Consider the following 20,872-nt stretch of genomic DNA (forward strand, 5'->3'; position numbering starts at 1 on the left):
TGTTGCCAGATGGCAACAATTCGTGTTTCAAAAGGGCCTGAGCAACCCGCATCAGGCTTCGAGCAGGATGCGCAGCATGCGGCGCAGCGGTTCCGCGGCACCCCACAGCAGCTGGTCGCCGATGGTGAAGGCGCCCACGTACTCCGGCCCCATCGCCAGCTTGCGGATGCGGCCGACCGGGATGTCCATGGTGCCCGTGACGGCCACCGGCGTCAGGTCCTTCACCGTGGCTTCGCGCGTGTTCGGCACGACCTTGGCCCAGGGGTTGTCGGCGGCGATCATCGCCTCGATGTCGGCTACCGGCACGTCCTTCTTGAGCTTGAAGGTCAGGGCCTGGCTGTGGCAGCGCATCGCGCCGATGCGCACGCAGAAGCCGTCGACCGGCGTGGCGGCGGTGCCGAAGCCCGCGCCCTGGCCGAGGATCTTGTTGGTCTCGGCGCCGCCCTTCCACTCTTCCTTGGACATGCCGTCGCCCAGGTCCTTGTCGATCCAGGGGATCAGCGAGCCGCCCAGCGGCGCGCCGAAGTTGGCCGTTTCGGCGGCGCTGAGGGTCTGCTGCTTGTGCAGCACCTTGCGGTCGATCTCGAGGATGGCCGACTTCGGGTCGTCCAGCAGGGCGCGCACTTCGGCGTTGAGGGTGCCGAACTGGGTCAGCAGCTCGCGCATGTGCTGCGCGCCGCCGCCCGAGGCAGCCTGGTAGGTCATGCTGGTCATCCACTCGACCAGGCCGGCCTTGTAGAGGGCGCCGACGCCCATGAGCATGCAGCTCACGGTGCAGTTGCCGCCGATCCAGTTCTTGCCGCCCTTGGCGAGCGCGTTCTCGATCACCGGCAGGTTGACGGGGTCGAGCACGATGATCGCGTCGTCCTTCATGCGCAGGGTGGAGGCGGCGTCGATCCAGTGCCCGTTCCAGCCGGCGGCGCGCAGCTTGGGGAACACCTCGCTGGTGTAGTCGCCGCCCTGGCAGGTGATGACGATGTCGCACTTCTTCAGCGCCTCGATGTCGTTCGCATCCTTCAGCGCGGTTTCGTTCTTGGCCATGGCCGGGGCCTTGCCGCCGGCGTTGGAGGTCGAGAAGAAGACCGGCTCGATGAGACCGAAGTCGCCTTCGGCCTGCATGCGGTCCATCAGGACCGAGCCGACCATGCCGCGCCAGCCAACGAGGCCGACCAGAGGTTGAGATGCGTTCGCCATTTCAGTTTGCCCTTATGAAAAAAAGAAAAGTTGTCTTTTTTGCGCCCGACTCGTCGAGCCGGGGAGGGGCGTGACGAAGCGGGCTGCGGTTAGCCGGTAATCGTCTTTTTGGTGATTGCTGCAACGACCGCGTCGCCCATCTCGCGGGTGCCGACGCGCTTGGTACCTTCAGACCAGATGTCGCCCGTGCGCAGCCCGGAGGCGAGCACGTTCTTGACCGCCGACTCGATACGGTCGGCAGCTTCGGGCTGGTTGAGTGAGAAACGGAGCATCATGGCAGCGGACAGGATTGTAGCCAAAGGATTGGCAACCCCTTTGCCGGCAATGTCGGGCGCGCTGCCGTGGCTGGGCTCGTACAGGCCCTGGTTGCTCGAATTGAGCGATGCCGAGGGCAGCATGCCGATGGAGCCGGTGAGCATCGCGGCCTCGTCCGAGAGGATGTCGCCGAACATGTTGCCGGTTACCACCACGTCGAACTTCTTGGGCGCCTTCACGAGCTGCATGGCCGCGTTGTCGACCAGCATGTGGTCGAGTTCGACGTCCGGATATTCCTTCGCGATGTCGAGCATCACGTCTTTCCACAGCTGCGAGGTTTCCAGCACATTGTTCTTGTCCACGCTGGTCACGCGCTTGCTGCGCTTGCGGGCGGCCTCGAAGGCAACGCGCGCGATGCGCTCGATCTCGGGGCGCGAGTAGCGCATCGTGTCGAACGCTTCTTCGGCACCGGGGAAGTGCCCGTCGACAGCGGTGCGGCGGCCGCGCGGCTGGCCGAAATAGATGTCGCCGGTCAGCTCGCGGATGATGAGGATGTCCAGGCCCGCGATCAGTTCGGGCTTGAGGCTCGAGGCACCCACCAGCTCCTCGTAGCAGATGGCGGGGCGGAAGTTGGCGAACAGGCCCAGGTTCTTGCGCAGCCCCAGGATGGCCTGCTCGGGGCGCAGCGGCCGGTCGAGCTTGTCGTACTTCCAGTCGCCGACGGCGCCGAAGAGCACCGCGTCTGCTTCCTTGGCGAGCTTGAGCGTCGATTCCGGCAGCGGATGGCCGTGCGCCTCGTAGGCCGCGCCGCCGACCAGCGCCGATTCCGTCTCGAACTTCAGGTCGAGCACGTCGAGCACCTTGACGGCTTCCGCCACGATTTCGGTGCCGATGCCGTCACCCGGGAGAACTGCGATTTTCATAAGTTGGTCTGAGGTTTCTTGAAAACGGATATGCGCGCGATTGATCAGGAGATCATCGTATGCGCGAGCCACGGCTTCTGAGCCAGGCGCTCGGCCTCGAAGGCCTTGATCTTGTCCTTGTGGCGCAGCGTGAGGCCGATGTCGTCCAGGCCGTTGAGCAGGCAGTACTTGCGGAAGGCCTGCACGTCGAACGCGAACTCCTGGCCGTCGGGCTTCACGACCACCTGGCGCTCCAAGTCGATGGTCAGCGTGTAGCCCGGGAAGGCGAAGGTCTCGTCGAACAGCTGGGCCACCTGCGCCGCGGGCAGCACGATCGGCAGCAGGCCGTTCTTGAAGCTGTTGTTGAAGAAGATGTCGGCGTAGCTCGGCGCGATGATCGCGCGGAAGCCGTACTGGTCGAGCGCCCACGGCGCATGCTCGCGCGACGAGCCGCAGCCGAAGTTCTGGCGCGCCAGCAGGATCGATGCACCCGCGTAGCGCGGCTGGTTCAGCACGAAGTCGGGGTTCGGCTTGCGGCTGGCCGGGTCCTGGCCGGGCAGGCCCGGGTCGAGGTAGCGCCACTCGTCGAACAGGTTCACGCCGAAGCCGGTCTTCTTGATCGACTTGAGAAACTGCTTCGGGATGATCGCGTCGGTGTCGACGTTCTCGCGGTCCATCGGGGCCACGAGGCCCTTGTGCACGGTGAATTGCTTCATGGGGATCTCTTTTCTTCTGTTCAGGCGAAGGTGCGCACGTCGACGAAATGGCCGTGCACCGCGGCGGCCGCGGCCATGGCCGGGCTCACGAGGTGGGTGCGGCCACCGGCGCCCTGGCGGCCTTCGAAGTTGCGGTTGCTGGTCGATGCGCAGCGCTCGCCGGGTTCCAGGCGGTCGGCGTTCATCGCCAGGCACATCGAGCAGCCGGGCTCGCGCCATTCGAAGCCCGCGGCCTTGAAGATCTGATCGAGCCCTTCGCGCTCGGCCTGTTCCTTCACCACGCCCGAGCCGGGCACGACCATCGCGAGCTTCACGTTCTTCGCGACCTTCTGGCCGAGCTTCTTCACCACGGCGGCGGCTTCGCGCATGTCCTCGATGCGGCTGTTGGTGCACGAGCCGATGAACACCTTGTCGATGAAGATGTCGTTCATGGCCTTGTTGGGCTCCAGGCCCATGTAGACCAGCGCGCGCTCGATGGCGCCGCGCTTGTTGGCGTCCTTTTCCTTGTCGGGATCGGGCACGCGGCCGTTGATCTCGACCACCATCTCGGGCGAGGTGCCCCAGGTCACCTGCGGCTGGATCTGCGTCGCGTCGAGCTCGACCACGGCGTCGAACTTCGCGCCCGCATCGGACTGCAGCGTGCGCCAGTAGGTCACGGCCTGGTCCCATTCCACGCCGGTGGGCGCGAGCGGGCGGCCCTTCACGTAGCTGATGGTCTTCTCGTCGACCGCCACCAGCCCGGCGCGCGCGCCGGCCTCGATGGCCATGTTGCAGACCGTCATGCGGCCTTCCATGCTCAGGTCGCGAATGGCCGAGCCCGCGAACTCGATGGTGTAGCCCGTGCCGCCGGCCGTGCCGATCTTGCCGATGATGGCCAGCACGATGTCCTTGGCCGTGCAGCCCAGCGGCAGCTTGCCCTCGACCTTCACGAGCATGTTCTTGGCCTTCTTGCCCAGCAGCGTCTGCGTGGCCATCACGTGCTCGACCTCGCTGGTGCCGATGCCGTGCGCGAGTGCGCCGAACGCGCCGTGCGTGGAGGTGTGCGAGTCGCCGCACACCACCGTCATGCCCGGCAGCGTCGCGCCCGACTCGGGCCCGATCACGTGCACGATACCCTGGCGCTTGCTCAGGAAGGGGAAGAACGCGGCGGCGCCGAATTCGGCGATGTTGTGGTCGAGCGTGGTGACCTGTTCCTTGCTGGTCGGGTCGGCGATGCCTTCGTAGCCGCGCTCCCAGCCGGTGGTGGGCGTGTTGTGGTCGGCGGTGGCCACCACCGAGCTGATGCGCCACAGCTTGCGGCCGGCCTCGCGCAGGCCTTCGAATGCCTGCGGGCTGGTCACTTCGTGCACCAGGTGGCGGTCGATGTAGAGGATCGCGGTGCCGTCTTCCTCGGTGTGGACGACGTGTTCGTCCCAGATCTTGTCGTAGAGCGTGCGTGCCATGTCGGTCTCTGTCTTTCGTGGGGAAATGGAATTGTCTGTCGTTGCGGCCTAGGCCGCGAGCTGTTCGCCGGCATCCGCGGCCGCGTGCAGGTGATTCACCAGCGAGCGCGCCGCCACGGGCAGGGTGGAGAAGTCGCGCGCCACCAGCCTGATCTCGCGCGCGGCCCAGGCGTCGTTGAGCGCCACGCTCGCGAGGCCGTGGCCGATGCCGTTGCGCATGAGCTCGAAGGCGCGCTGCGGCATCACGCCGATGCCCAGGCCGTTCTCGATCATGCGGCACATGGCGTCGAGGCCCGTCACGTGGATGCGCAGCTTGATGCTGCGGCCCGCGTCCAGCGCGGCCTCGTGCATCGCCACGTAGATGGAGCTGTTGGTGTGCAGGCCGACGTGGTCGAAGTCGAGCGAATCGACGAAGTCGATGCTGCCCTGCGCCGCCAGCGCGTGCCCCGTGGGCACGATCAGGGCGAGCCGGTCGTGTCGGTACGAGAGGCTCTGCAGTTCGCCCGCGCCGCCGGCCACGTGGCACACGCCGAGGTCGGCCGCGCCTTCCTGCACCGCGCGGATCACTTCGCTGCTCAGGTGTTCCTCGAGATCGATCTTGATGGCCTCGTGGGCGCGCGTGAACACGCCCAGGTCTTCCGGCAGGAACTGCACGATCGCCGAGATGTTGGCGTGCACCCGCACGTGGCCGCGCACGCCGTCGGCGTATTCGCTGAGCTCGCCCTGCATCTTCTCGAGGCTGTAGAGCACCGAGCGCGCGTGGTGCAGCAGGCTTTCGCCGGCGGGCGTGAGGTCGACGCCGCGCGCATGGCGGTAGAGCAGGGTGGTGCCGAGCGTGGCCTCGAGGTCCGACAGCCGCTTGCTGATGGCCGAGGCCGCGATGAATTCGCGCTCCGCCGCGCGCCCGATGCTGCCCAGTTCGCAGACGGCCACGAACAACTGCAGCGACGTGAGGTCGATGCGGCGGGCGAAGTTGCGTTCTGACGTGCTCATGGGGCTGCGGGGAGTCATCGCGTTTTGCGATGAGATCGCTATTTTCCCCTTGTTTTTGGGCGGCATCCATCGCGATGCGCGATGGCATCGTTGCCAGGTGGCGACGGGATGTCGTTGAGGGCGCCTGCCCGCCTACCGCGCGGCGGCGAGCGCTTCGCCGGTGCCGGGCCCTGTATGCGTCTTCCAGGTTTCCAGCGGCAGCCTCCACAAGGGCGGCATCTGCGAGAACGGAGGCACGGTATGAACCAGCTTGGCCAGGGCGAGCCGGCTGTCGGTGCCGATCTTGCTGAAGATCGCCTTCAGGTGCGCCTTGACGGTGTCCAGGCTGACGCTCATGGCGGTGGCGATGGCCTCGTTCGAGTTGCCCTGGGCAATCCACACGGCAACCTCGACCTGGCGCTGCGTCAGTTCCGGAAAGGCGTAACGCAGGCGGTCGGCCGCGGGGAGCTTGTCGACGGTGCGCTGCTGCGCCTGGCGGTAGGCCCGCAGCACGTGCCCCCGGTAGACCTGGAGCCGGTCGCGCTCCGCATCGCTGTAGGCCGGGCGCCCGACGACGCGGTGCGCGCTCAGGTCCAGCGAGTACTCGCCGTGCAGCATCAGCACGCCCATGATGCGGTGGGCGTTCGATGGCAGGAACACCTCGCGGGCCATGGGCAGCGCCATGAATTCCTCGTCCGTGAAGACATCCGATTCGCGCACCGCTCGCTCGCCGTAGAAGGCCGGGTCCTTCTGCCAGAAAGGGTGGCTGCCCGCGTGGCGCGCATAGGCCTGGAAAGCAGTCGCGCGGCGGGCCGGGTCGTCTTCCACCGACAGCAATGCGCGCAGCTCGCCGCTGCGGTGGTGCACCTCCGTCCAGCCGACCACGTCGGAGTCCGTCAGGCGGACAACGCCTTCGAAGAGGAGGGGAGGCAGCGTCAGCAGATCGGGCTCGGCCTCGTAGAGGCGAACGATCTCCTGCAGAAGGATCGGGTCGGTGTTCATGACTACTCTTTCGGGTAATTGAATCGTCCGGTTGCAAATCTTACAGTGCCTCCTCCATGTCTCCGGAAAGCAGGTATTGCCATCGCGGGCAGTACCTCCGCCGAGCGGTATTCCGCGAGACGCGGCTGCGGCCATGCAGCCGAATGCACCAAAACAATACGGGATCAACAGGATGAATCGCACTTTCAGGGTCGTGTGGAACCGGCGGCTGGGCGTCTGGCAGGCTGTCTCGGAACTGGCGGTGTCCGCCGTCAAGGGCGTTGCCGTGGATGGGGGCCGTGCTACGGCGAGTGCGGTGCTGGCGCTGTCGTTGGGCCTCGCCGCGCCGTTTGCGCACGCGGCCGACGTGCTCCTCGTCGGTACCGGCGGCGTGGGCGGCGGTGATGGCGGCAACGGAAGCATCAGCGGCGGCAATGGCGGGCAGGACTTCTACCTGGGGGGCTATGGCGGCGCCGGCTTCGTTCCCGCTCCGACGCAGACCCTCGCGAGCCCGGCCAGTGGCAGCAGCCTCCTGCCAACCTATGAATACGTCGGGATCGGGGGCGGCGCCGGTGGCGGGGACGGGGCCAACCTGGGCGGCATCCGCGGAGGGGACGGGGGCGCGGGTGTGCTCGATCTCAACGCGACGACCCTGAACGTCACCAACACGCTGCTGATCGGCGGCGGCGGCGGCGGCGGGGGGTCCGGGGGCGCCGGCTCCACGCGCGGCGGCAACGGCGGCACAGGCGGCAGCGGAACTCTCACGGCCACCGGTGGCGCGACCATCACGGTTGGCACGCAGCTCTACATCGGCGGTCTGGGCGGCACGGGCGGCAACTGCGGCTGCTCCGGCGACGGCGGTGCGGGTGGTGCGGGCGTGCTCAATCTCGGTGGCGGCAGCACGCTGAACCTGACAGGCGCCGCCTTCACCATCAACGGAGGCGGCACGCTCAACATCGGCAACGCGACGGCCAACGGCACGGCCTCCGGCGTCGTCACCGGGCTGGCCGGCAGCATCAACAACGCGGGCAGGATCAATTTCAACCAGTCCGACGCCAGCTACACCTTCGGCACGGCCATCGCCGGCACCGGCACGGTGGCGCAGAACGGCAGCGGCATCACCGTCCTGTCCGGCGCGAACACCTATTCGGGCGGCACGCTCGTCAACGCCGGCCTGATCAACTTCAGCAACGGCGCCAACCTCGGCACCGGCAACATCACCCTGAACGGCGGTGGCCTGCAATGGGCCGCGGCGAACACCACGGACATCTCCGGCCGGTTGAACGCGCTGGGCGCAAACGGCGGCACCTTCGACACCAACGGCAACAACGTGACGCTGGCGAGCGGCATCAGCGGTACGGGCGGCCTGACGAAGACCGGTGCCGGCACCCTGACGCTGACGAGCGCGAACACCTACACGGGCGAGACCATCGTCGGCAACGGCACGCTGCAGCTGGCCGGCGCGGGCACGCTGGCCGGGGCGACGGGTGTCTCGCTGACAGGCGCCAGCGCGGTGTTCGATCTGTCGATCGGCATCAGCCAGTCGGTGGCGCATCTGTCGGGCGTGGCGGGCAGCGTGGTGGCGCTCGGCGCCAACTCCCTCACCCTGACCGACAACACGTCGCAGACCTTCGGCGGCAGCCTGACCGGCACCGGCGGCTCGCTGGTCAAGCAAGGCACCGGCACGCTGACGCTCTCGGGCGCCAGCACCTACAGCGGCGGCACCGCGCTGCGCCAGGGGCGCCTGAACCTCGGCAACAGCCAGGCGCTGGGCACCGGCACGCTGTCGATGGACGACGACACCACCCTGGGCTTCAGCGCGGACGGGCTGACGATCGCCAACGCGATCCGGCTCACGGGCAGCACCGATCCGGTCATCGACACCGGCGCGTTCAACGCGACCCTGAGCGGTGCGATCAGCGGCGGCGGCTTCATCACGAAGGAGGGCACGGGCACGCTGACACTTTCGGGCGCCAACGACTACACCGGCGCCACCAACGTCGCGCAGGGCACGCTCAAGGCGGGCGCCGCCAACACCCTCAGCGCGGCTTCCGCCCACAGCGTGACCTCGGGCGCGACGCTGGACCTTGCGGGCTTCAGCCAGACAGTCGCTTCGCTGGCCAACAGCGGCACCGTCTCGCTCGTGGGCGCGACTGCGGGCACCACGCTCACGGTGACGGGCGCCTACGTCGGCAACAACGGCGTGCTCAGGCTAGGCACCGTGCTCAACGGCAGCGGTCCGTCGGACCGCCTGGTGCTCGACGGCGCCACCGCCTCCGCCAGCGGCAGGACCACGATGCAGATCACCAACCTCGGAGGCCTGGGCGCGCTCACCAGCGGCAACGGCATCGAGGTGGTCACCGCGAAGAACGGCGCGACCACGACGGCCCAGACCACCAAGGACGCGTTCAGCCTGGCCAACGGCCATGTGGATGCCGGCGCCTACGAGTACCGCCTGTACGCCGCCGATGCCAGCGGTGCGGGCGAGAACTGGTACCTGCGCTCGAGCACCACCGTGTCGCCCGCGGCTCCCACGCCCTCCACGCCCGTGATCACCTACCGCGCCGAAGCCTCGCTCTATTCCGCGCTCCCCGGCCAGCTGCGCCAAGGCAACCTCGCGATGCTGGGTGACCTGCGCAAGCGCGTGGGCGACGACGACGTGAAGGGCACAGCGACCACCCCGACCGGCTCCGATCGCCGTGCCTGGGCCCGCGTGCTCTCCACCGACATCGACATCCAGCAGGGCGGCGCGGTATCGCCGTCGAGCAAGGGCCGTCTCACCGGCTTCCAGGCCGGCACCGACCTGCTGGCCATGCCCAACTGGCGCGTGGGCGTCTACGTCGGCCAGCTCGACGGCGATGCCAGCGTGAGGGGCTTTGCCAGCGGCATCCAGAACCTGGGCGTCGGCCGCAATGACCTGCGCAGCCAGTACCTGGGCGTGTACGGCACCTACACCAGCGACAGCGGCTTCTATGCCGACGCGGTGGTGCAGTCGGGCCGCCATCGCTACACGGTCGAGCCCCTGGCGAGTCCGGGCACGAGCGGCAAGGGCAACAGCCTGCTGGGCTCCATCGAAGTGGGGCAGTCCTTCGCGCTGGGCGGCAGCGGCTGGAGCATCGAGCCGCAGCTGCAGCTGATCCATCAGCACATGGACCTGAACAACTCCGCCATCGTCGGCGCCGTCGTCCAGCCGCAGGCCGACAGCGGTTGGATCGGCCGCGCGGGCGTGCGGGTCAAGGGCGAGATCGCTACGGGCGTCGGCACGCTGCAGCCGTACGGCCGCTTCAACGTCTACCGGACATCGAGTGGCGCGGACATCGCCCGCTTCGTGAACGGAGCAACCACCACCGACATCTCCGCGCCGACGGGCGGCACGAGCACCGAGCTGGCGGGCGGTTTCACGCTCGCGCTGGGCCAGTCGACCAGCCTCTACGGCGAAGTCGGCAAGCTCTGGGCGAGCGGTGGCAACGCCAGGGTGAAGAGTTCGATCAACGGGTCGGTCGGCGTGCGGATGAAGTGGTGACGGGCTGCGCTCAGTCCGTCGGGACTCCTGCGCTCCAGGCGGGCCAGTTGCCGACGATCGCGTCCACCAGGGGCCGCCCTGCGATCAGGAGGTTGGCGGTGGAGATCGGGAATCCGCCCGACTCGGCGCTCAGCGAGGCATAGGCGGTCTGCCCCGGATGGGGCCGGTCGAAGTTCGACGCGGTGCGGAGCACGGCCATGCGCCGCAGGTCGAGCAGTCCGGCGCTGGCGCCTCGCTTCAACGCCTCGTAGGTGGCGTTGTCCTCCTGCTGGGTGGTGCAGTACTTGCCCTGCCCGTCGGTCACGAGCGCAACCCAGTGCGTGGCCGTCTCTCCCAGGTACTTGCCGTGCCAGTAGGTGTCTCCGGCCGCGGTGTCGCATTGCAGGACCGAGGGGCGCGCCTTGGCCGTCGGCTGCGGATACCTGGCGCGATAGGCGCGCGCCTTGTCGTTGTCGGCCAGCGGCGCGTTGGCCGACAGCTTCAGAGCCTTCTGCAGCAGCTTCTCGTCGAGGCGGAAGACCTCTGTGCGGTATTCGAACTTGGGCTTGGAGTCCGGGTCCTTGGCGCCGATGCCGAAGTAGCCGGTGCGCCAGGTCGAGGGCATCTCGCGTGCGTCGATCTCGTGGGCGATGCCGAAGTCGACCAGGTAGCGGGCCCAGGTGGCCGAACCGATGGTCGAGACATTCGGGTCGACGCCCGCGATGCCAGCCACCAGGAAGTAGGTCTTCGAGAGGTCGAACTTGCCGCTGAATACCAGCGCCGTGATGGAGGCTGCGGCATTGGTGTGGCCCATGCCGGTGGTCACCTGGCACACCGAGTCGGCGTTGCACCGCACCGCCGGATCGTCGGCGGACAGGCCCGGCACCTTGATCTCGCGGGTGAGCTTCAGCGGTTCGAGCCACACCTGCGCCTCGGGCTTGAACATGCTGATGATGAGAACCTTCACCGCCACCTGCTGCTCCTTCGCGCCGGAGGCTGCCGAAGGTGGTGCGGATCGGTTCACATCGCTCGCGCAGCCGAACAGGGCCGTCGCGGCGAGGGCGATGCATGCCGCCCTTGAACACAAACGGGTTACGCGTCGAGAAACTGCCATCTGCTTTCTCCTTTTCCGTCGAACAACAAGAAGGAGTCCGCAATTTACAGGCCAAAAAAAAGCTGCCCGAAGGCAGCTTTCGCGATCGAAACCGGACGAGGCGGATCAGCGAGCCGAGATCGGCTTCACGTCACGCTTCGGCGAGCCTTCGAACAGCTGGCGCGGGCGGCCGATCTTGTACTCGGGGTCGCCGATCATTTCGTTCAGCTGGGCGATCCAGCCGACCGTGCGGGCCAGCGCGAAGATCGCGGTGAACAGCGGCACCGGGATGCCGATGGCGCGCTGCACGATGCCCGAGTAGAAGTCGACGTTCGGGTACAGCTTGCGCGACACGAAGTACTCGTCTTCCAGGGCGATCTTTTCCAGTTCCTTGGCCAGCTTGAACAGCGGGTCGTTTTCCAGGCCCAACTCGGTCAGCACTTCGTTGCAGGTTTCCTGCATCAGCTTGGCGCGCGGGTCGTAGTTCTTGTACACGCGGTGGCCGAAGCCCATCAGCTTGACGTTCGAGTTCTTGTCCTTGACCTTCTTGATGAACTCGCCGATCTTCTCGACGCCGCCTTCCTTCTGGATGTCGTACAGCATGTTGAGTGCTGCTTCGTTGGCGCCGCCGTGGGCGGGGCCCCACAGGCAGGCAACGCCGGCCGCGATGGCCGCGAAGGGGTTCGTGCCCGACGAGCCGCACAGGCGCACCGTCGAGGTCGAGGCGTTCTGCTCGTGGTCTGCGTGCAGGATGAAGATGCGGTCGAGCGCGCGCTCGAGCACCGGGTTCACCTTGTACTCCTCGCACGGCGTGGCGAACATCATGTGCAGGAAGTTGCCGGCGTAGCTCAGGTCGTTCTTCGGGTACATGTACGGCTGGCCGATCGTGTACTTGTAGGCCATGGCCACGAGCGTGGGCATCTTCGCGATCAGGCGGATCGCGGCGATCTCGCGGTGCTCGGGATTGTTGATGTCCGTGCTGTCGTGATAGAAGGCCGACAGGGCGCCCACCAGGCCGGTCATGATGGCCATCGGGTGCGCGTCGCGGCGGAAGCCGCGCAGGAAGAACTGCATCTGCTCGTTCACCATCGTGTGGTTCGTCACGAGCTTGGTGAAGTTTGCCTTCTTGGCGGCGTCCGGCAGTTCACCGTACAGCAGCAGGTGGCAGGTCTCGAGGAAGTCGCAGTTGGTCGCGAGTTGCTCGATGGGGTAGCCGCGGTACAGCAGCTCGCCCTTGTCGCCATCGATGTACGTGATGGCCGACTGGCAGGCGGCGGTCGACATGAAGCCCGGGTCGTACGTGAACATGCCGGTCTGCGCATACAGCTTGCGGATATCGATCACGTCGGGGCCAACGGTGCCCTTGTAGATCGGCAGTTCGACGCTGTCGCCGCCGTTGCTGAACGACAGCGTGGCCTTGGTATCGGATGCTTTCATTTCGGTTTACTTTCAGAGGTGGATTCAGGACGAAGGAGAAATTGCAGGACGCTGCGCGCCGTCGGTGCGCATCAGCTGCAGCAATGCGACCACCTCGGCCCCGGCCCATTCGGGCTCGGGCTCCTTTCTGCGCAAAAGGAGGTCGAGGAGATCGTTGTCCGACAGGTCCATCAATGTCTCCATCGCTCCCGCCTGACCCACGGTCATGCGGGATTCGTGCCGCTCGAAGAAGCGGGCAATGAACAGGTCGTTCTCGAGCAGTCCGCGCCGGCAGCGCCATTTGAGCTTGCTCAGCGCACGTTCGCTGAGCAGCTCGGCGGAGTCGGTGGCGGGTTGCATGGTGGCGTCTCGGGAAGGCAGCTCAGGAATCTCTTAGATGGCGCGGCGCACCATCAATTCCTTGATCTTGCCGATGGCCTTGGTCGGGTTCAGGCTCTTGGGGCACACGTCCACGCAGTTCATGATCGTGTGGCAGCGGAAGAGGCGGTACGGGTCTTCCAGGTTGTCCAGGCGCTCGGCGGTGGCTTCGTCGCGGCTGTCGGCGATGAAGCGGTAGGCCTGCAGCAGGCCGGCGGGGCCCACGAACTTGTCGGGGTTCCACCAGAAGCTGGGGCAGCTCGTGGAGCAGCTCGCGCACAGGATGCACTCGTACAGGCCGTTGAGCTCTTCGCGCTCTTCGGGCGACTGCAGGCGTTCCTTCTCGGGCGGCACGGTGTCGTTCTGCAGGTAGGGCTTGATCGAGTTGTACTGCTTGAAGAACTGCGTCATGTCCACGATCAGGTCACGGATGACGGGCAGGCCCGGCAGCGGCTTGAGCACCACGGTGCCCTTGAGCGTGTTCATGTTGGTCAGGCAGGCCAGACCGTTCTTGCCGTTGATGTTCATCGCATCGGAGCCGCAGACGCCTTCACGGCACGAGCGGCGGAACGACAGGGTCGGGTCTTGCGCCTTGAGCTTCATGAGCGCGTCGAGCAGCATGCGCTCGTGGCCGTCGAGTTCGATCTCGACCGTCTGCATGTAGGGCTTGGCGTCCTTGTCCGGGTCGTAGCGGTAAATCTGGAATGTGCGCTTCATCGTAGTGACCTTGTGAATGCTTTGACTGAGCTGAGCGTTAGAACGTGCGGACCTTCGGCGGAACCGAGGCCACGGTGAGCGGCTGCAGCTTGACCGGCTTGTACGAGAGGCGGTTGTCGGCGCTGTACCAGAGCGTGTGCTTCATCCAGTTGGCGTCGTCGCGGCCGAGCGGGGCGACCGGGTCGTCCGCCGGGCGCTCGTAGTCTTCCACCGTGTGGGCGCCGCGGCATTCCTTGCGGGCTGCGGCCGAAACCATGGTGGCCTGCGCCACTTCGATCAGGTTGTCGACTTCCAGCGCTTCGATTCGAGCGGTGTTGAACACCTTCGACTTGTCCTTCAGGCCGATGGCCTTGACGCGCTCGCGCACGGCGGCGATCTTGACCACGCCTTCGTCCATCGAGGCCTGTTTGCGGAACACGGCCGCATGCTGCTGCATGACGGCGCGGATCTCGCCGGCCACGTCCTGCGCGTACTCGCCGCCGGTAGTGGCTTCGAGACGGTTCAGGCGTTCCAGCGTGCGGTCGGCCGCATCGTTGGGCAGGGGCTTGTGTTCCTTGAGCTTGTCGTTGAACTCGACGATGTGGTTGCCGGCAGCGCGGCCGAACACCAGCAGGTCGAGCAGCGAGTTCGTGCCCAGGCGGTTGGCGCCGTGCACGCTCACGCAGGAGCATTCGCCCACCGCGTAGAGACCGTTCACGACGGCGCTGTTGTCTTCACCCTTCTGCACCACGACCTGGCCGTGGATGTTGGTGGGGATGCCGCCCATCTGGTAGTGGATGGTCGGCACGACGGGAATCGGTTCCTTCGTGATGTCGACGTTGGCGAAGTTGACGCCGATCTCGTACACCGATGGAAGGCGCTTGTGGATGGTGTCCGCGCCAAGGTGGTCGAGCTTGAGCAGCACGTAGTCCTTGTTGGGACCGCAGCCGCGGCCTTCCTTGATTTCCTGGTCCATCGAGCGCGAGACGAAGTCGCGCGGCGCCAGGTCCTTCAGCGTGGGCGCATAGCGCTCCATGAAGCGTTCGCCGTTGCTGTTCAGCAGGATCGCGCCTTCGCCGCGGCAGCCTTCGGTCAGCAGCACGCCCGCGCCGGCCACGCCGGTCGGGTGGAACTGCCAGAACTCCATGTCCTGCAGCGGAATGCCCGAACGGGCGGCCATGCCGAGGCCGTCGCCGGTGTTGATGAAGGCGTTGGTCGAAGCCTGGAAGATGCGGCCGGCGCCGCCGGTGGCCAGCAGCACGGTCTTGGCCTGCAGGATGTGCAGGTCGCCGGTTTCCATTTCGAGCGCGGTCACGCCGACCACGTCGCCTTCCTCGTCACGGATGAGGTCGAGCGCCATCCATTCGACGAAGAACTGGGTGCGTGCCTCGACGTTCTTCTGGTAGAGCGTGTGCAGCATCGCGTGGCCGGTACGGTCGGCCGCGGCGCAGGCGCGCTGCACGGGCTTCTCGCCGTAGTTGGCCGTGTGGCCGCCGAACGGACGCTGGTAGATCGTGCCATCGGGGTTGCGGTCGAAGGGCATGCCGAAGTGCTCGAGCTCGTACACGACCTTCGGTGCTTCGCGGCACATGAACTCGATCGCGTCCTGGTCGCCGAGCCAGTCGGAGCCCTTGATCGTGTCGTAGAAGTGGTAGTGCCAGTTGTCCTCGCTCATGTTGCCGAGCGAGGCGCCCACGCCGCCCTGTGCGGCGACGGTGTGCGAACGGGTCGGGAACACCTTGGAGAGCACGGCCACGTTGAGGCCGGCACGTGCGAGTTGCAGCGAGGCGCGCATGCCGGAGCCGCCGGCACCGACGATCACGACGTCGAACTTGCGCTTGGTGATTTTTTCTTTTGTGTAGGTCATGGTGGGTCAGATCTTCCAAAGCACTTGAATGGCCCAACCCGCACAACCGACAAGCCAGACGATGGTGAAAACTTGCAGCACGAGACGGATGGCGACGGGCTGGATGTAGTCCATCCACACGTCGCGCATGCCGACCCACACGTGGTAGAGCAGGGAGACGATCACGGAGAAGGTCAGCACCTTCATCCACTGGGCGGCGAAGATGCCGGCCCAGAGGTCGTAGCCGATGGGGCCGCGGGTGAAGATCAACTGCGCGAGCAGGATGATCGTGAAGAGCGCCATCAGGCAGCCGGTGATGCGCTGGCTGAGCCAGTCGCGCAGACCGTAGTGGGCGCCGACGACGACGCGCTTGGAGCCGTAATTCACAGACATGGTTGGCTCCTTCTCAGTACAGGCCGAACAGCTTGGCGCCGAGCACCAGCGTGAGGATGATGCTCGCGCCCAGCGTGAAGATGGCCGAGGTGTTGCCGAACTCCTTGTTCACCGCGGAGTGGCTCACGTCCATCCAGAGGTGGCGCAGGCCGGCGATGAAGTGGTGCAGGTAGGCCCAGATGAGCGCGAGCGCGACGAGCTTGAAGAACCACCCCGGAACAAAGCCAAGGCCGCTGTTGAAGGCGGCCTTGAAGCGGGCGAACGAATAGTCGGAAGACAGCGAGGTGTCGAACATCCAGATGATGAACGGCAGCAGCAGGAACATCAGCACACCGCTGACGCGGTGCAGGATCGACACGATGCCCGCCGGCGGCAGCCGGTAGGTCGTGAGATCGGTGAATGCATTGATGTTGCGGAATTCGCGACGCGGTGGCCGGGGGGGAGTTGCAAGCTCTGTCATTGGGGGATGGCTTTCGTGGCTTTGTGACTTGTTGGCTTGTTCTGAGAGCGAACGCTTTTGTTTCTTCTGCGGAAGTGCAAACAACGCAAAATTCTATTGCAATGCACCATCGCGCTGCGGACACGCACGAGTCAGCGCACCGTTGCAGTCGGATGCTATTGACTTCGTAGCGCAACGCGCACGTTGCATGCGAGTGCTGGAGCCGATGTGTTCTGCCTTCTTCGTGTGCATCGGGTCAGCCCAGCTGGTTCCTGTAGTGGTGCGTGTCGGTGCGATAGAGCCCGCGGCGCAGTTCCATCGGCGTGTCATGGTAGGTGTGCGCGACGCGTTCCACGCTCAGCAGGGGCATCTGCAGCGTCACGTCGAGCAGCGCTGCCTGTTCGGCATCGGGCAGCACGGCGCGGATCTTTTCCTCGGCGCGCACCATGCGCACGCCGAACTCGGTTTCGAAGAGCGCGTACATCGGGCCGGGCCACGCGCGCAGCCGCTCGGCGGTGAGGCCCTTGAAGGGCGCGCCGGGAAGCCACAGGTCTTCGAGGATGGTGGGTACTCCGCCATAGGCGAGCACGCGGCGCACCTGCAGCACGGCGTCTGCGGTGCGCAGGCCGAGCGCTCGAGCCACGTCGGCCGATGCGCGCAGGCGCTTGCAGTCGACGATGGTGCGCACGGCCGGGCCCTCGGTGCTCGGGTCGCCTTCGTCGGGCACGAGCTTGAGGAAGCGGTACTGCACATGCTGCTCGGCATGCGTGGCGACGAAGGTGCCCTTGCCCTGGCGGCGCACCACCAGGTTTTCGGCGGAGAGTTCGTCGATGGCCTTGCGCACCGTGCCCTGGCTCACGCGGTAGCGCACGGCCAGGTCCATCTCGCTCGGGATGGGCTCGCCCGGCTTCCACTCGCCCGCCTGCAGGCTCTGCAGGATCAGGGTCTTGATCTGCTGGTAGAGCGGACTGAAGGACGGCGTCGCGGGCTCGTCGAATGGGGTGGGCGTGTTCATGGCAGCGGTGGGGTGCGCCTTGGCGGACCCCGAGAGGATATCTTATATAAGACATAAGACGAGGCTCATTGAATCGGCTTAAAATGCTGCCGGTCTCGCGCTGCGGGAAGGTGTTTCATCCCGCAGAACCCCTGGCGCCCCACGAGAGCGCCGACACCGTTTCATTACCTTCTGGAGTCTTCCCATGAGCAAAAAGCCCGTCCGCGTTGCCGTCACCGGTGCCGCCGGTCAAATCGGTTACGCCCTGCTGTTCCGTATCGCCTCCGGTGAAATGCTCGGCAAAGACCAGCCGGTCATCCTGCAACTGCTCGAGATCCCCGACGAGAAGGCCCAGAAGGCGCTCAAGGGCGTGATCATGGAGCTCGAAGACTGCGCCTTCCCGCTGCTGGCCGGCGTGATCCCCACCGGCGACCCGCTGGTGGCCTTCAAGGACGCCGACTACGCCCTGCTGGTCGGTGCCCGTCCCCGCGGCCCCGGCATGGAGCGCGCCGACCTGCTGGCCGCCAACGCACAGATCTTCACGGCACAGGGCAAGGCGCTCGACCAGGTCGCCAGCCGCAACGTCAAGGTGCTCGTGGTCGGCAACCCCGCCAACACCAACGCCTACATCGCCATGAAGAGCGCGCCCAGCCTGCCGCGCGAGAACTTCACCGCCATGCTGCGCCTGGACCACAACCGCGCCGCCAGCCAGATCGCCGCCAAGACCGGCACGGCAGTGGGCGACATCGAGAAGCTCACCGTCTGGGGCAACCACTCGCCCACGATGTACGCCGACTACCGCTTCGCCACCGTCGGCGGAAAGAGCGTCAAGGACCTGATCAACGACCAGGTCTGGAATGCCGACACCTTCCTGCCCACCGTCGGCAAGCGCGGCGCGGCCATCATCGAGGCGCGCGGCCTGTCGTCGGCTGCCTCGGCCGCCAACGCAGCCATCGACCACATGCGCGACTGGGCCCTGGGCTCGAACGGCAAGTGGGTCACGATGGGCATCCCGTCGGACGGCCAGTACGGCATTCCGAAGGACGTGATCTTCGGCTTCCCGGTCATCACCGAGAACGGCAAGTACAAGATCGTCGAAGGCCTCGAGATCGACGCATTCAGCCAGGAACGCATCAACAAGACGCTGAAGGAACTGCAGGACGAGCAGGCCGGCGTCGCCCACCTGCTGTAAGCCAGCCCACCGACCAGCATGCTCGACTGGAACCCCGCGCTCTACCGTCGCTACGAGGACGAGCGCACCCGTCCCGCGCAGGAACTCCTTGCGCGGGTGCCGCTGACCGAAGCGGCCCGCGTGGTCGACCTCGGGTGCGGCCCGGGCAACTCCACCGAGCTGCTGGTCAACCGGTTCCCGAAGGCGCAAGCCCTCGGAACCGACAACTCCGAAGCCATGCTGGTCAGTGCGCGCGAGCGCCTGCCGCAGGCACGCTTCGAGCTGAGCGACATCGCGACCTGGGCGCCGCAGTCCGCTGAAGAAGCGCCCGATCTCATCTATGCCAACGCGTCCCTGCAGTGGGTGCCCGATCACGAGAAGCTGATCCCGCGCCTGTTCGACGCGCTGGCGCCGGGTGGCGTGCTCGCCATCCAGATGCCCGACAACCGGCAGGAGCCCACGCACCGGCTGATGCGCGCTCTCGCCGCCGAAGCTCCCTGGGCGGAGCGCATCGGCGACGCGGACAAGCTGCGCACGCTGCTGCTCGACCTGCGCGGCTACTACGACCTGCTTGCGCCGCGCGCCGCGAACGTCGATGTCTGGCACACCATCTACCAGCACCGCATGGCCGATGCGGCCTCCATCGTCGAATGGGTGCGCGGCACCGGCCTGAAGCCCTTCGTCGATCGCCTGCCGCCCGACCTGCAGGCGAGCTACCTCGCCGAATACCAGCGCCGCGTCGACGAGGCGTATCCCGTGCGCACCGACGGCAAGCGGCTGCTGGCCTTCCCGCGCATGTTCATCGTCGCGCAGAAAAAAGCATGACGAACACGACACACCCCGCTGAAGTGCTGCTCGGTGCACAGGCCGGCGCGGTGACGCTGCCCGTGTGCGACCACTACAGCGGCGTGGAAGCGCGCATGAAGAAGAGCCTCGCGCTCCAGGCCGAGATGGCCGAGGAGTTCGGCGCCTGCGTGTTCGACGTCACCCTCGACTGTGAGGACGGCGCCCCCGTGGGCGGCGAGGCCGAGCATGCCGCGCTCGTCACCGAGCTCGCGCTGGCCGCGAAGCCCGGCATGCGCGTCGGCGTGCGGGTGCACCCGGTCGACCATCCCGCTTTCGCCGGCGACGTGGTCACCATCGCCGGCCGTGCCGGCTCGCGACTGAGCCACCTGATGGTGCCCAAGGTCGAATCGGTGGCCGATGTGTTGCAGGCTGTTGCCGCGCTCGACGCGGCCGATGCCGGTGCGCTGCCGCTGCACGTGCTGATCGAATCGCCGCTCGCGGTGCACAACGCCTTCGAGATCGCGGCCCATCCGCGCGTGCAGTCGCTGAGCTTCGGCCTCATGGATTTCGTTTCGGCGCATGCCGGCGCCATCCCGGCCGACGGTATGGGTGCCGCAGGGCAGTTCAGCCACCCGCTGGTGGTACGAGCCAAGCTGGCCATCGCGTCGGCCGCGCATGCCTACGGCAAGGTGCCGTCGCATTGCGTGGTCACCGAGTTCAACGATGCCGATGCGATGCGCACCGCGGCCCGCAAGGCTGCCACTGAATTCGGCTACACGCGCATGTGGAGCATCCATCCGAACCAGATCCGGCCCATCCTCGAAGCCTTCGCGCCCGACGAGTCGCAGATTCAAATTGCCACAAAAATCCTTGTAAAGGCGGCAGCTGCGGATTGGGCGCCGACACAAATTGATGGCACATTGCACGACCGCGCGAGCTACCGCCATTTCTGGCAGGTTCTGACGCGTGCCCACGCAACAGGGCGCGCGTTGCCCTCCGAGGCGAAAGCCTGGGTTGCATTCGCGGCCTCCTGAAACGAAACCTTCGAACCCAGCCTCAAGGAAACCCACACATGAAGAAAATTGCCCTGATCGCCGCTGTGGCCCTGGCTCTGCCGCTCGGCGCCATGGCGCAGAACGCAGCGCCCGCCAAGCCGGCCGCTGCCAAGTCCACCGAAGCCAAGAAGGCTCCCCCGAAGCGCCAGGTCACCCGCAAGGCCGCCAAGGCCGTCGAGGAAGTCACGCCGATCAGCGACGACACCAACATCGTCCTCACCGATGCCGACCTCGAAGTCGCCAAGCGCGTGTCGGTCGGCAAGGCCCAGTGCGAACTCGGTGCCGACGTGACCGTCACGCCCGACGAGAAGAAGCCCGGCTTCTTCACCGTGAGCACCAAGGGCCAGAAGTACCGCATGCACCCGGTCGAAAGCCGCACCGGCGCCATCCGCCTCGAAGACCCGCGCGCCGGTGCCATGTGGCTCCAGCTCGGCAACAAGTCGATGCTGATGAACCAGAAGGCCGGCCTGCGCATCGCCGACGAATGCCAGACCGACGCACAGATCGCCTTTGCCGCAGAAATGAAGAAGAACCCGCCCAAGGCTCTCTTCGACGGCGCCGACGGCGAAAAGAAGTAAGCGTACCCACCACGGGGTGCGGCGCGGCTCTTGCTTGACCGCCTGGGCCGCCTCGCACGCCCG

The 20,872-nt window shown here is 66.4% G+C and carries 19 protein-coding genes; 5 read left to right on the forward strand and 14 right to left on the reverse strand.

Going from position 1 to position 20,872, the window contains the following annotated elements:
- Positions 1–51 precede the first annotated feature (51 nt).
- From asd to EJP69_RS12925, 6 genes are all read right to left on the reverse strand, one after another.
- Entirely contained in the window at positions 52–1,194 is a 1,143-nt protein-coding gene (gene asd, locus EJP69_RS12900) for an aspartate-semialdehyde dehydrogenase (RefSeq protein ID WP_093305619.1), read from the reverse strand.
- Between the two features lie 89 nt (positions 1,195–1,283).
- Positions 1,284–2,372, reverse strand: a complete 1,089-nt coding sequence (leuB, locus tag EJP69_RS12905) for a 3-isopropylmalate dehydrogenase (protein WP_093204971.1) — start codon at positions 2,370–2,372, stop codon at positions 1,284–1,286.
- 44 nt (positions 2,373–2,416) lie between these two features.
- On the reverse strand, positions 2,417–3,067 hold the full coding sequence (gene leuD / locus EJP69_RS12910) for a 3-isopropylmalate dehydratase small subunit (protein WP_019654089.1): 651 nt from the start codon (positions 3,065–3,067) through the stop codon (positions 2,417–2,419).
- 20 nt (positions 3,068–3,087) lie between these two features.
- The gene (gene leuC, locus EJP69_RS12915) at positions 3,088–4,509 is read right to left on the reverse strand and encodes a 3-isopropylmalate dehydratase large subunit (protein ID WP_093204970.1); all 1,422 of its coding nucleotides are present in this window, start codon (positions 4,507–4,509) and stop codon (positions 3,088–3,090) included.
- Positions 4,510–4,557: 48 nt separating this feature from the next.
- Complete coding sequence (locus EJP69_RS12920) at positions 4,558–5,502, reverse strand: LysR substrate-binding domain-containing protein (RefSeq protein WP_093204969.1); 945 nt, start codon at positions 5,500–5,502, stop codon at positions 4,558–4,560.
- Positions 5,503–5,634: 132 nt separating this feature from the next.
- Positions 5,635–6,483 (reverse strand): helix-turn-helix transcriptional regulator, encoded by an 849-nt coding sequence (locus EJP69_RS12925; protein ID WP_093204966.1) that lies wholly within the window; start codon positions 6,481–6,483, stop codon positions 5,635–5,637.
- Positions 6,484–6,655: 172 nt separating this feature from the next.
- On the opposite strand from EJP69_RS12925, the gene EJP69_RS12930 reads away from it, so the two are divergent.
- Positions 6,656–9,985, forward strand: coding sequence for an autotransporter outer membrane beta-barrel domain-containing protein (locus EJP69_RS12930; RefSeq protein ID WP_126470475.1), 3,330 nt, complete (start codon positions 6,656–6,658; stop codon positions 9,983–9,985).
- A gap of 10 nt (positions 9,986–9,995) precedes the next feature.
- On the opposite strand, the gene EJP69_RS12935 is transcribed toward EJP69_RS12930, so the two are convergent.
- The 8 genes from EJP69_RS12935 to EJP69_RS12970 all read right to left on the reverse strand — a co-directional run bounded on the left by EJP69_RS12935 (position 9,996) and on the right by EJP69_RS12970 (position 17,240).
- Entirely contained in the window at positions 9,996–11,078 is a 1,083-nt protein-coding gene (locus EJP69_RS12935) for a purine-nucleoside phosphorylase (RefSeq protein WP_170217096.1), read from the reverse strand.
- 105 nt (positions 11,079–11,183) lie between these two features.
- Entirely contained in the window at positions 11,184–12,494 is a 1,311-nt protein-coding gene (gene gltA / locus EJP69_RS12940) for a citrate synthase (RefSeq protein ID WP_093198516.1), read from the reverse strand.
- 24 nt (positions 12,495–12,518) lie between these two features.
- Positions 12,519–12,833: an FAD assembly factor SdhE gene (locus EJP69_RS12945; RefSeq protein WP_093198518.1), complete on the reverse strand. Its 315-nt coding sequence runs from the start codon at positions 12,831–12,833 to the stop codon at positions 12,519–12,521.
- Between the two features lie 33 nt (positions 12,834–12,866).
- Positions 12,867–13,568: a succinate dehydrogenase iron-sulfur subunit gene (locus EJP69_RS12950; protein ID WP_093049529.1), complete on the reverse strand. Its 702-nt coding sequence runs from the start codon at positions 13,566–13,568 to the stop codon at positions 12,867–12,869.
- Between the two features lie 37 nt (positions 13,569–13,605).
- Positions 13,606–15,414 carry a succinate dehydrogenase flavoprotein subunit gene (gene sdhA, locus EJP69_RS12955; RefSeq protein WP_093198521.1) on the reverse strand — a complete coding sequence of 603 codons (1,809 nt, stop codon included), beginning with the start codon at positions 15,412–15,414 and terminating at the stop codon, positions 13,606–13,608.
- A gap of 6 nt (positions 15,415–15,420) precedes the next feature.
- A complete protein-coding gene (sdhD, locus tag EJP69_RS12960) occupies positions 15,421–15,786 on the reverse strand; it encodes a succinate dehydrogenase, hydrophobic membrane anchor protein (RefSeq protein WP_093198522.1) in 366 nt (121 codons plus the stop codon).
- A 13-nt stretch (positions 15,787–15,799) separates the two neighbouring features.
- A complete protein-coding gene (gene sdhC, locus EJP69_RS12965) occupies positions 15,800–16,246 on the reverse strand; it encodes a succinate dehydrogenase, cytochrome b556 subunit (RefSeq protein ID WP_093198525.1) in 447 nt (148 codons plus the stop codon).
- A gap of 235 nt (positions 16,247–16,481) precedes the next feature.
- On the reverse strand, positions 16,482–17,240 hold the full coding sequence (locus EJP69_RS12970) for a GntR family transcriptional regulator (RefSeq protein WP_093198527.1): 759 nt from the start codon (positions 17,238–17,240) through the stop codon (positions 16,482–16,484).
- Between the two features lie 184 nt (positions 17,241–17,424).
- Here EJP69_RS12970 and EJP69_RS12975 point away from each other — a divergent pair, with 184 nt between their 5' ends.
- The 4 genes from EJP69_RS12975 to EJP69_RS12990 are packed head-to-tail and all read left to right on the forward strand — an operon-like array spanning position 17,425 to position 20,809.
- On the forward strand, positions 17,425–18,411 hold the full coding sequence (locus tag EJP69_RS12975) for a malate dehydrogenase (protein ID WP_093307010.1): 987 nt from the start codon (positions 17,425–17,427) through the stop codon (positions 18,409–18,411).
- 18 nt (positions 18,412–18,429) lie between these two features.
- Complete coding sequence (tam, locus tag EJP69_RS12980; RefSeq protein ID WP_093198532.1) at positions 18,430–19,215, forward strand: trans-aconitate 2-methyltransferase; 786 nt, start codon at positions 18,430–18,432, stop codon at positions 19,213–19,215.
- Positions 19,212–20,210: an HpcH/HpaI aldolase/citrate lyase family protein gene (locus EJP69_RS12985; protein ID WP_126470477.1), complete on the forward strand. Its 999-nt coding sequence runs from the start codon at positions 19,212–19,214 to the stop codon at positions 20,208–20,210. The genes tam and EJP69_RS12985 overlap by 4 nt, the downstream gene beginning before the upstream one ends.
- A gap of 38 nt (positions 20,211–20,248) precedes the next feature.
- Positions 20,249–20,809, forward strand: a complete 561-nt coding sequence (locus EJP69_RS12990; protein ID WP_093198537.1) for a hypothetical protein — start codon at positions 20,249–20,251, stop codon at positions 20,807–20,809.
- Positions 20,810–20,872: the final 63 nt, after the last annotated feature.

The sequence above is a fragment of the Variovorax gossypii genome (assembly GCF_003965815.1).
GTDB classification, from domain to species: domain Bacteria; phylum Pseudomonadota; class Gammaproteobacteria; order Burkholderiales; family Burkholderiaceae_C; genus Variovorax; species Variovorax gossypii.

Bases quoted from the DNA above. Each gene is read 5' to 3' on its own strand.
- asd (WP_093305619.1), bottom strand. From the start codon at position 1,194: ATGGCGAACGCATCTCAACCTCTGGTCGGCCTCGTTGGCTGGCGCGGC.
- leuB (WP_093204971.1), bottom strand. From the start codon at position 2,372: ATGAAAATCGCAGTTCTCCCGGGTGACGGCATCGGCACCGAAATCGTG.
- leuD (WP_019654089.1), bottom strand. From the start codon at position 3,067: ATGAAGCAATTCACCGTGCACAAGGGCCTCGTGGCCCCGATGGACCGC.
- leuC (WP_093204970.1), bottom strand. From the start codon at position 4,509: ATGGCACGCACGCTCTACGACAAGATCTGGGACGAACACGTCGTCCAC.
- EJP69_RS12920 (WP_093204969.1), bottom strand. From the start codon at position 5,502: ATGAGCACGTCAGAACGCAACTTCGCCCGCCGCATCGACCTCACGTCG.
- EJP69_RS12925 (WP_093204966.1), bottom strand. From the start codon at position 6,483: ATGAACACCGACCCGATCCTTCTGCAGGAGATCGTTCGCCTCTACGAG.
- EJP69_RS12930 (WP_126470475.1), top strand. From the start codon at position 6,656: ATGAATCGCACTTTCAGGGTCGTGTGGAACCGGCGGCTGGGCGTCTGG.
- EJP69_RS12935 (WP_170217096.1), bottom strand. From the start codon at position 11,078: ATGGCAGTTTCTCGACGCGTAACCCGTTTGTGTTCAAGGGCGGCATGC.
- gltA (WP_093198516.1), bottom strand. From the start codon at position 12,494: ATGAAAGCATCCGATACCAAGGCCACGCTGTCGTTCAGCAACGGCGGC.
- EJP69_RS12945 (WP_093198518.1), bottom strand. From the start codon at position 12,833: ATGCAACCCGCCACCGACTCCGCCGAGCTGCTCAGCGAACGTGCGCTG.
- EJP69_RS12950 (WP_093049529.1), bottom strand. From the start codon at position 13,568: ATGAAGCGCACATTCCAGATTTACCGCTACGACCCGGACAAGGACGCC.
- sdhA (WP_093198521.1), bottom strand. From the start codon at position 15,414: ATGACCTACACAAAAGAAAAAATCACCAAGCGCAAGTTCGACGTCGTG.
- sdhD (WP_093198522.1), bottom strand. From the start codon at position 15,786: ATGTCTGTGAATTACGGCTCCAAGCGCGTCGTCGTCGGCGCCCACTAC.
- sdhC (WP_093198525.1), bottom strand. From the start codon at position 16,246: ATGACAGAGCTTGCAACTCCCCCCCGGCCACCGCGTCGCGAATTCCGC.
- EJP69_RS12970 (WP_093198527.1), bottom strand. From the start codon at position 17,240: ATGAACACGCCCACCCCATTCGACGAGCCCGCGACGCCGTCCTTCAGT.
- EJP69_RS12975 (WP_093307010.1), top strand. From the start codon at position 17,425: ATGAGCAAAAAGCCCGTCCGCGTTGCCGTCACCGGTGCCGCCGGTCAA.
- tam (WP_093198532.1), top strand. From the start codon at position 18,430: ATGCTCGACTGGAACCCCGCGCTCTACCGTCGCTACGAGGACGAGCGC.
- EJP69_RS12985 (WP_126470477.1), top strand. From the start codon at position 19,212: ATGACGAACACGACACACCCCGCTGAAGTGCTGCTCGGTGCACAGGCC.
- EJP69_RS12990 (WP_093198537.1), top strand. From the start codon at position 20,249: ATGAAGAAAATTGCCCTGATCGCCGCTGTGGCCCTGGCTCTGCCGCTC.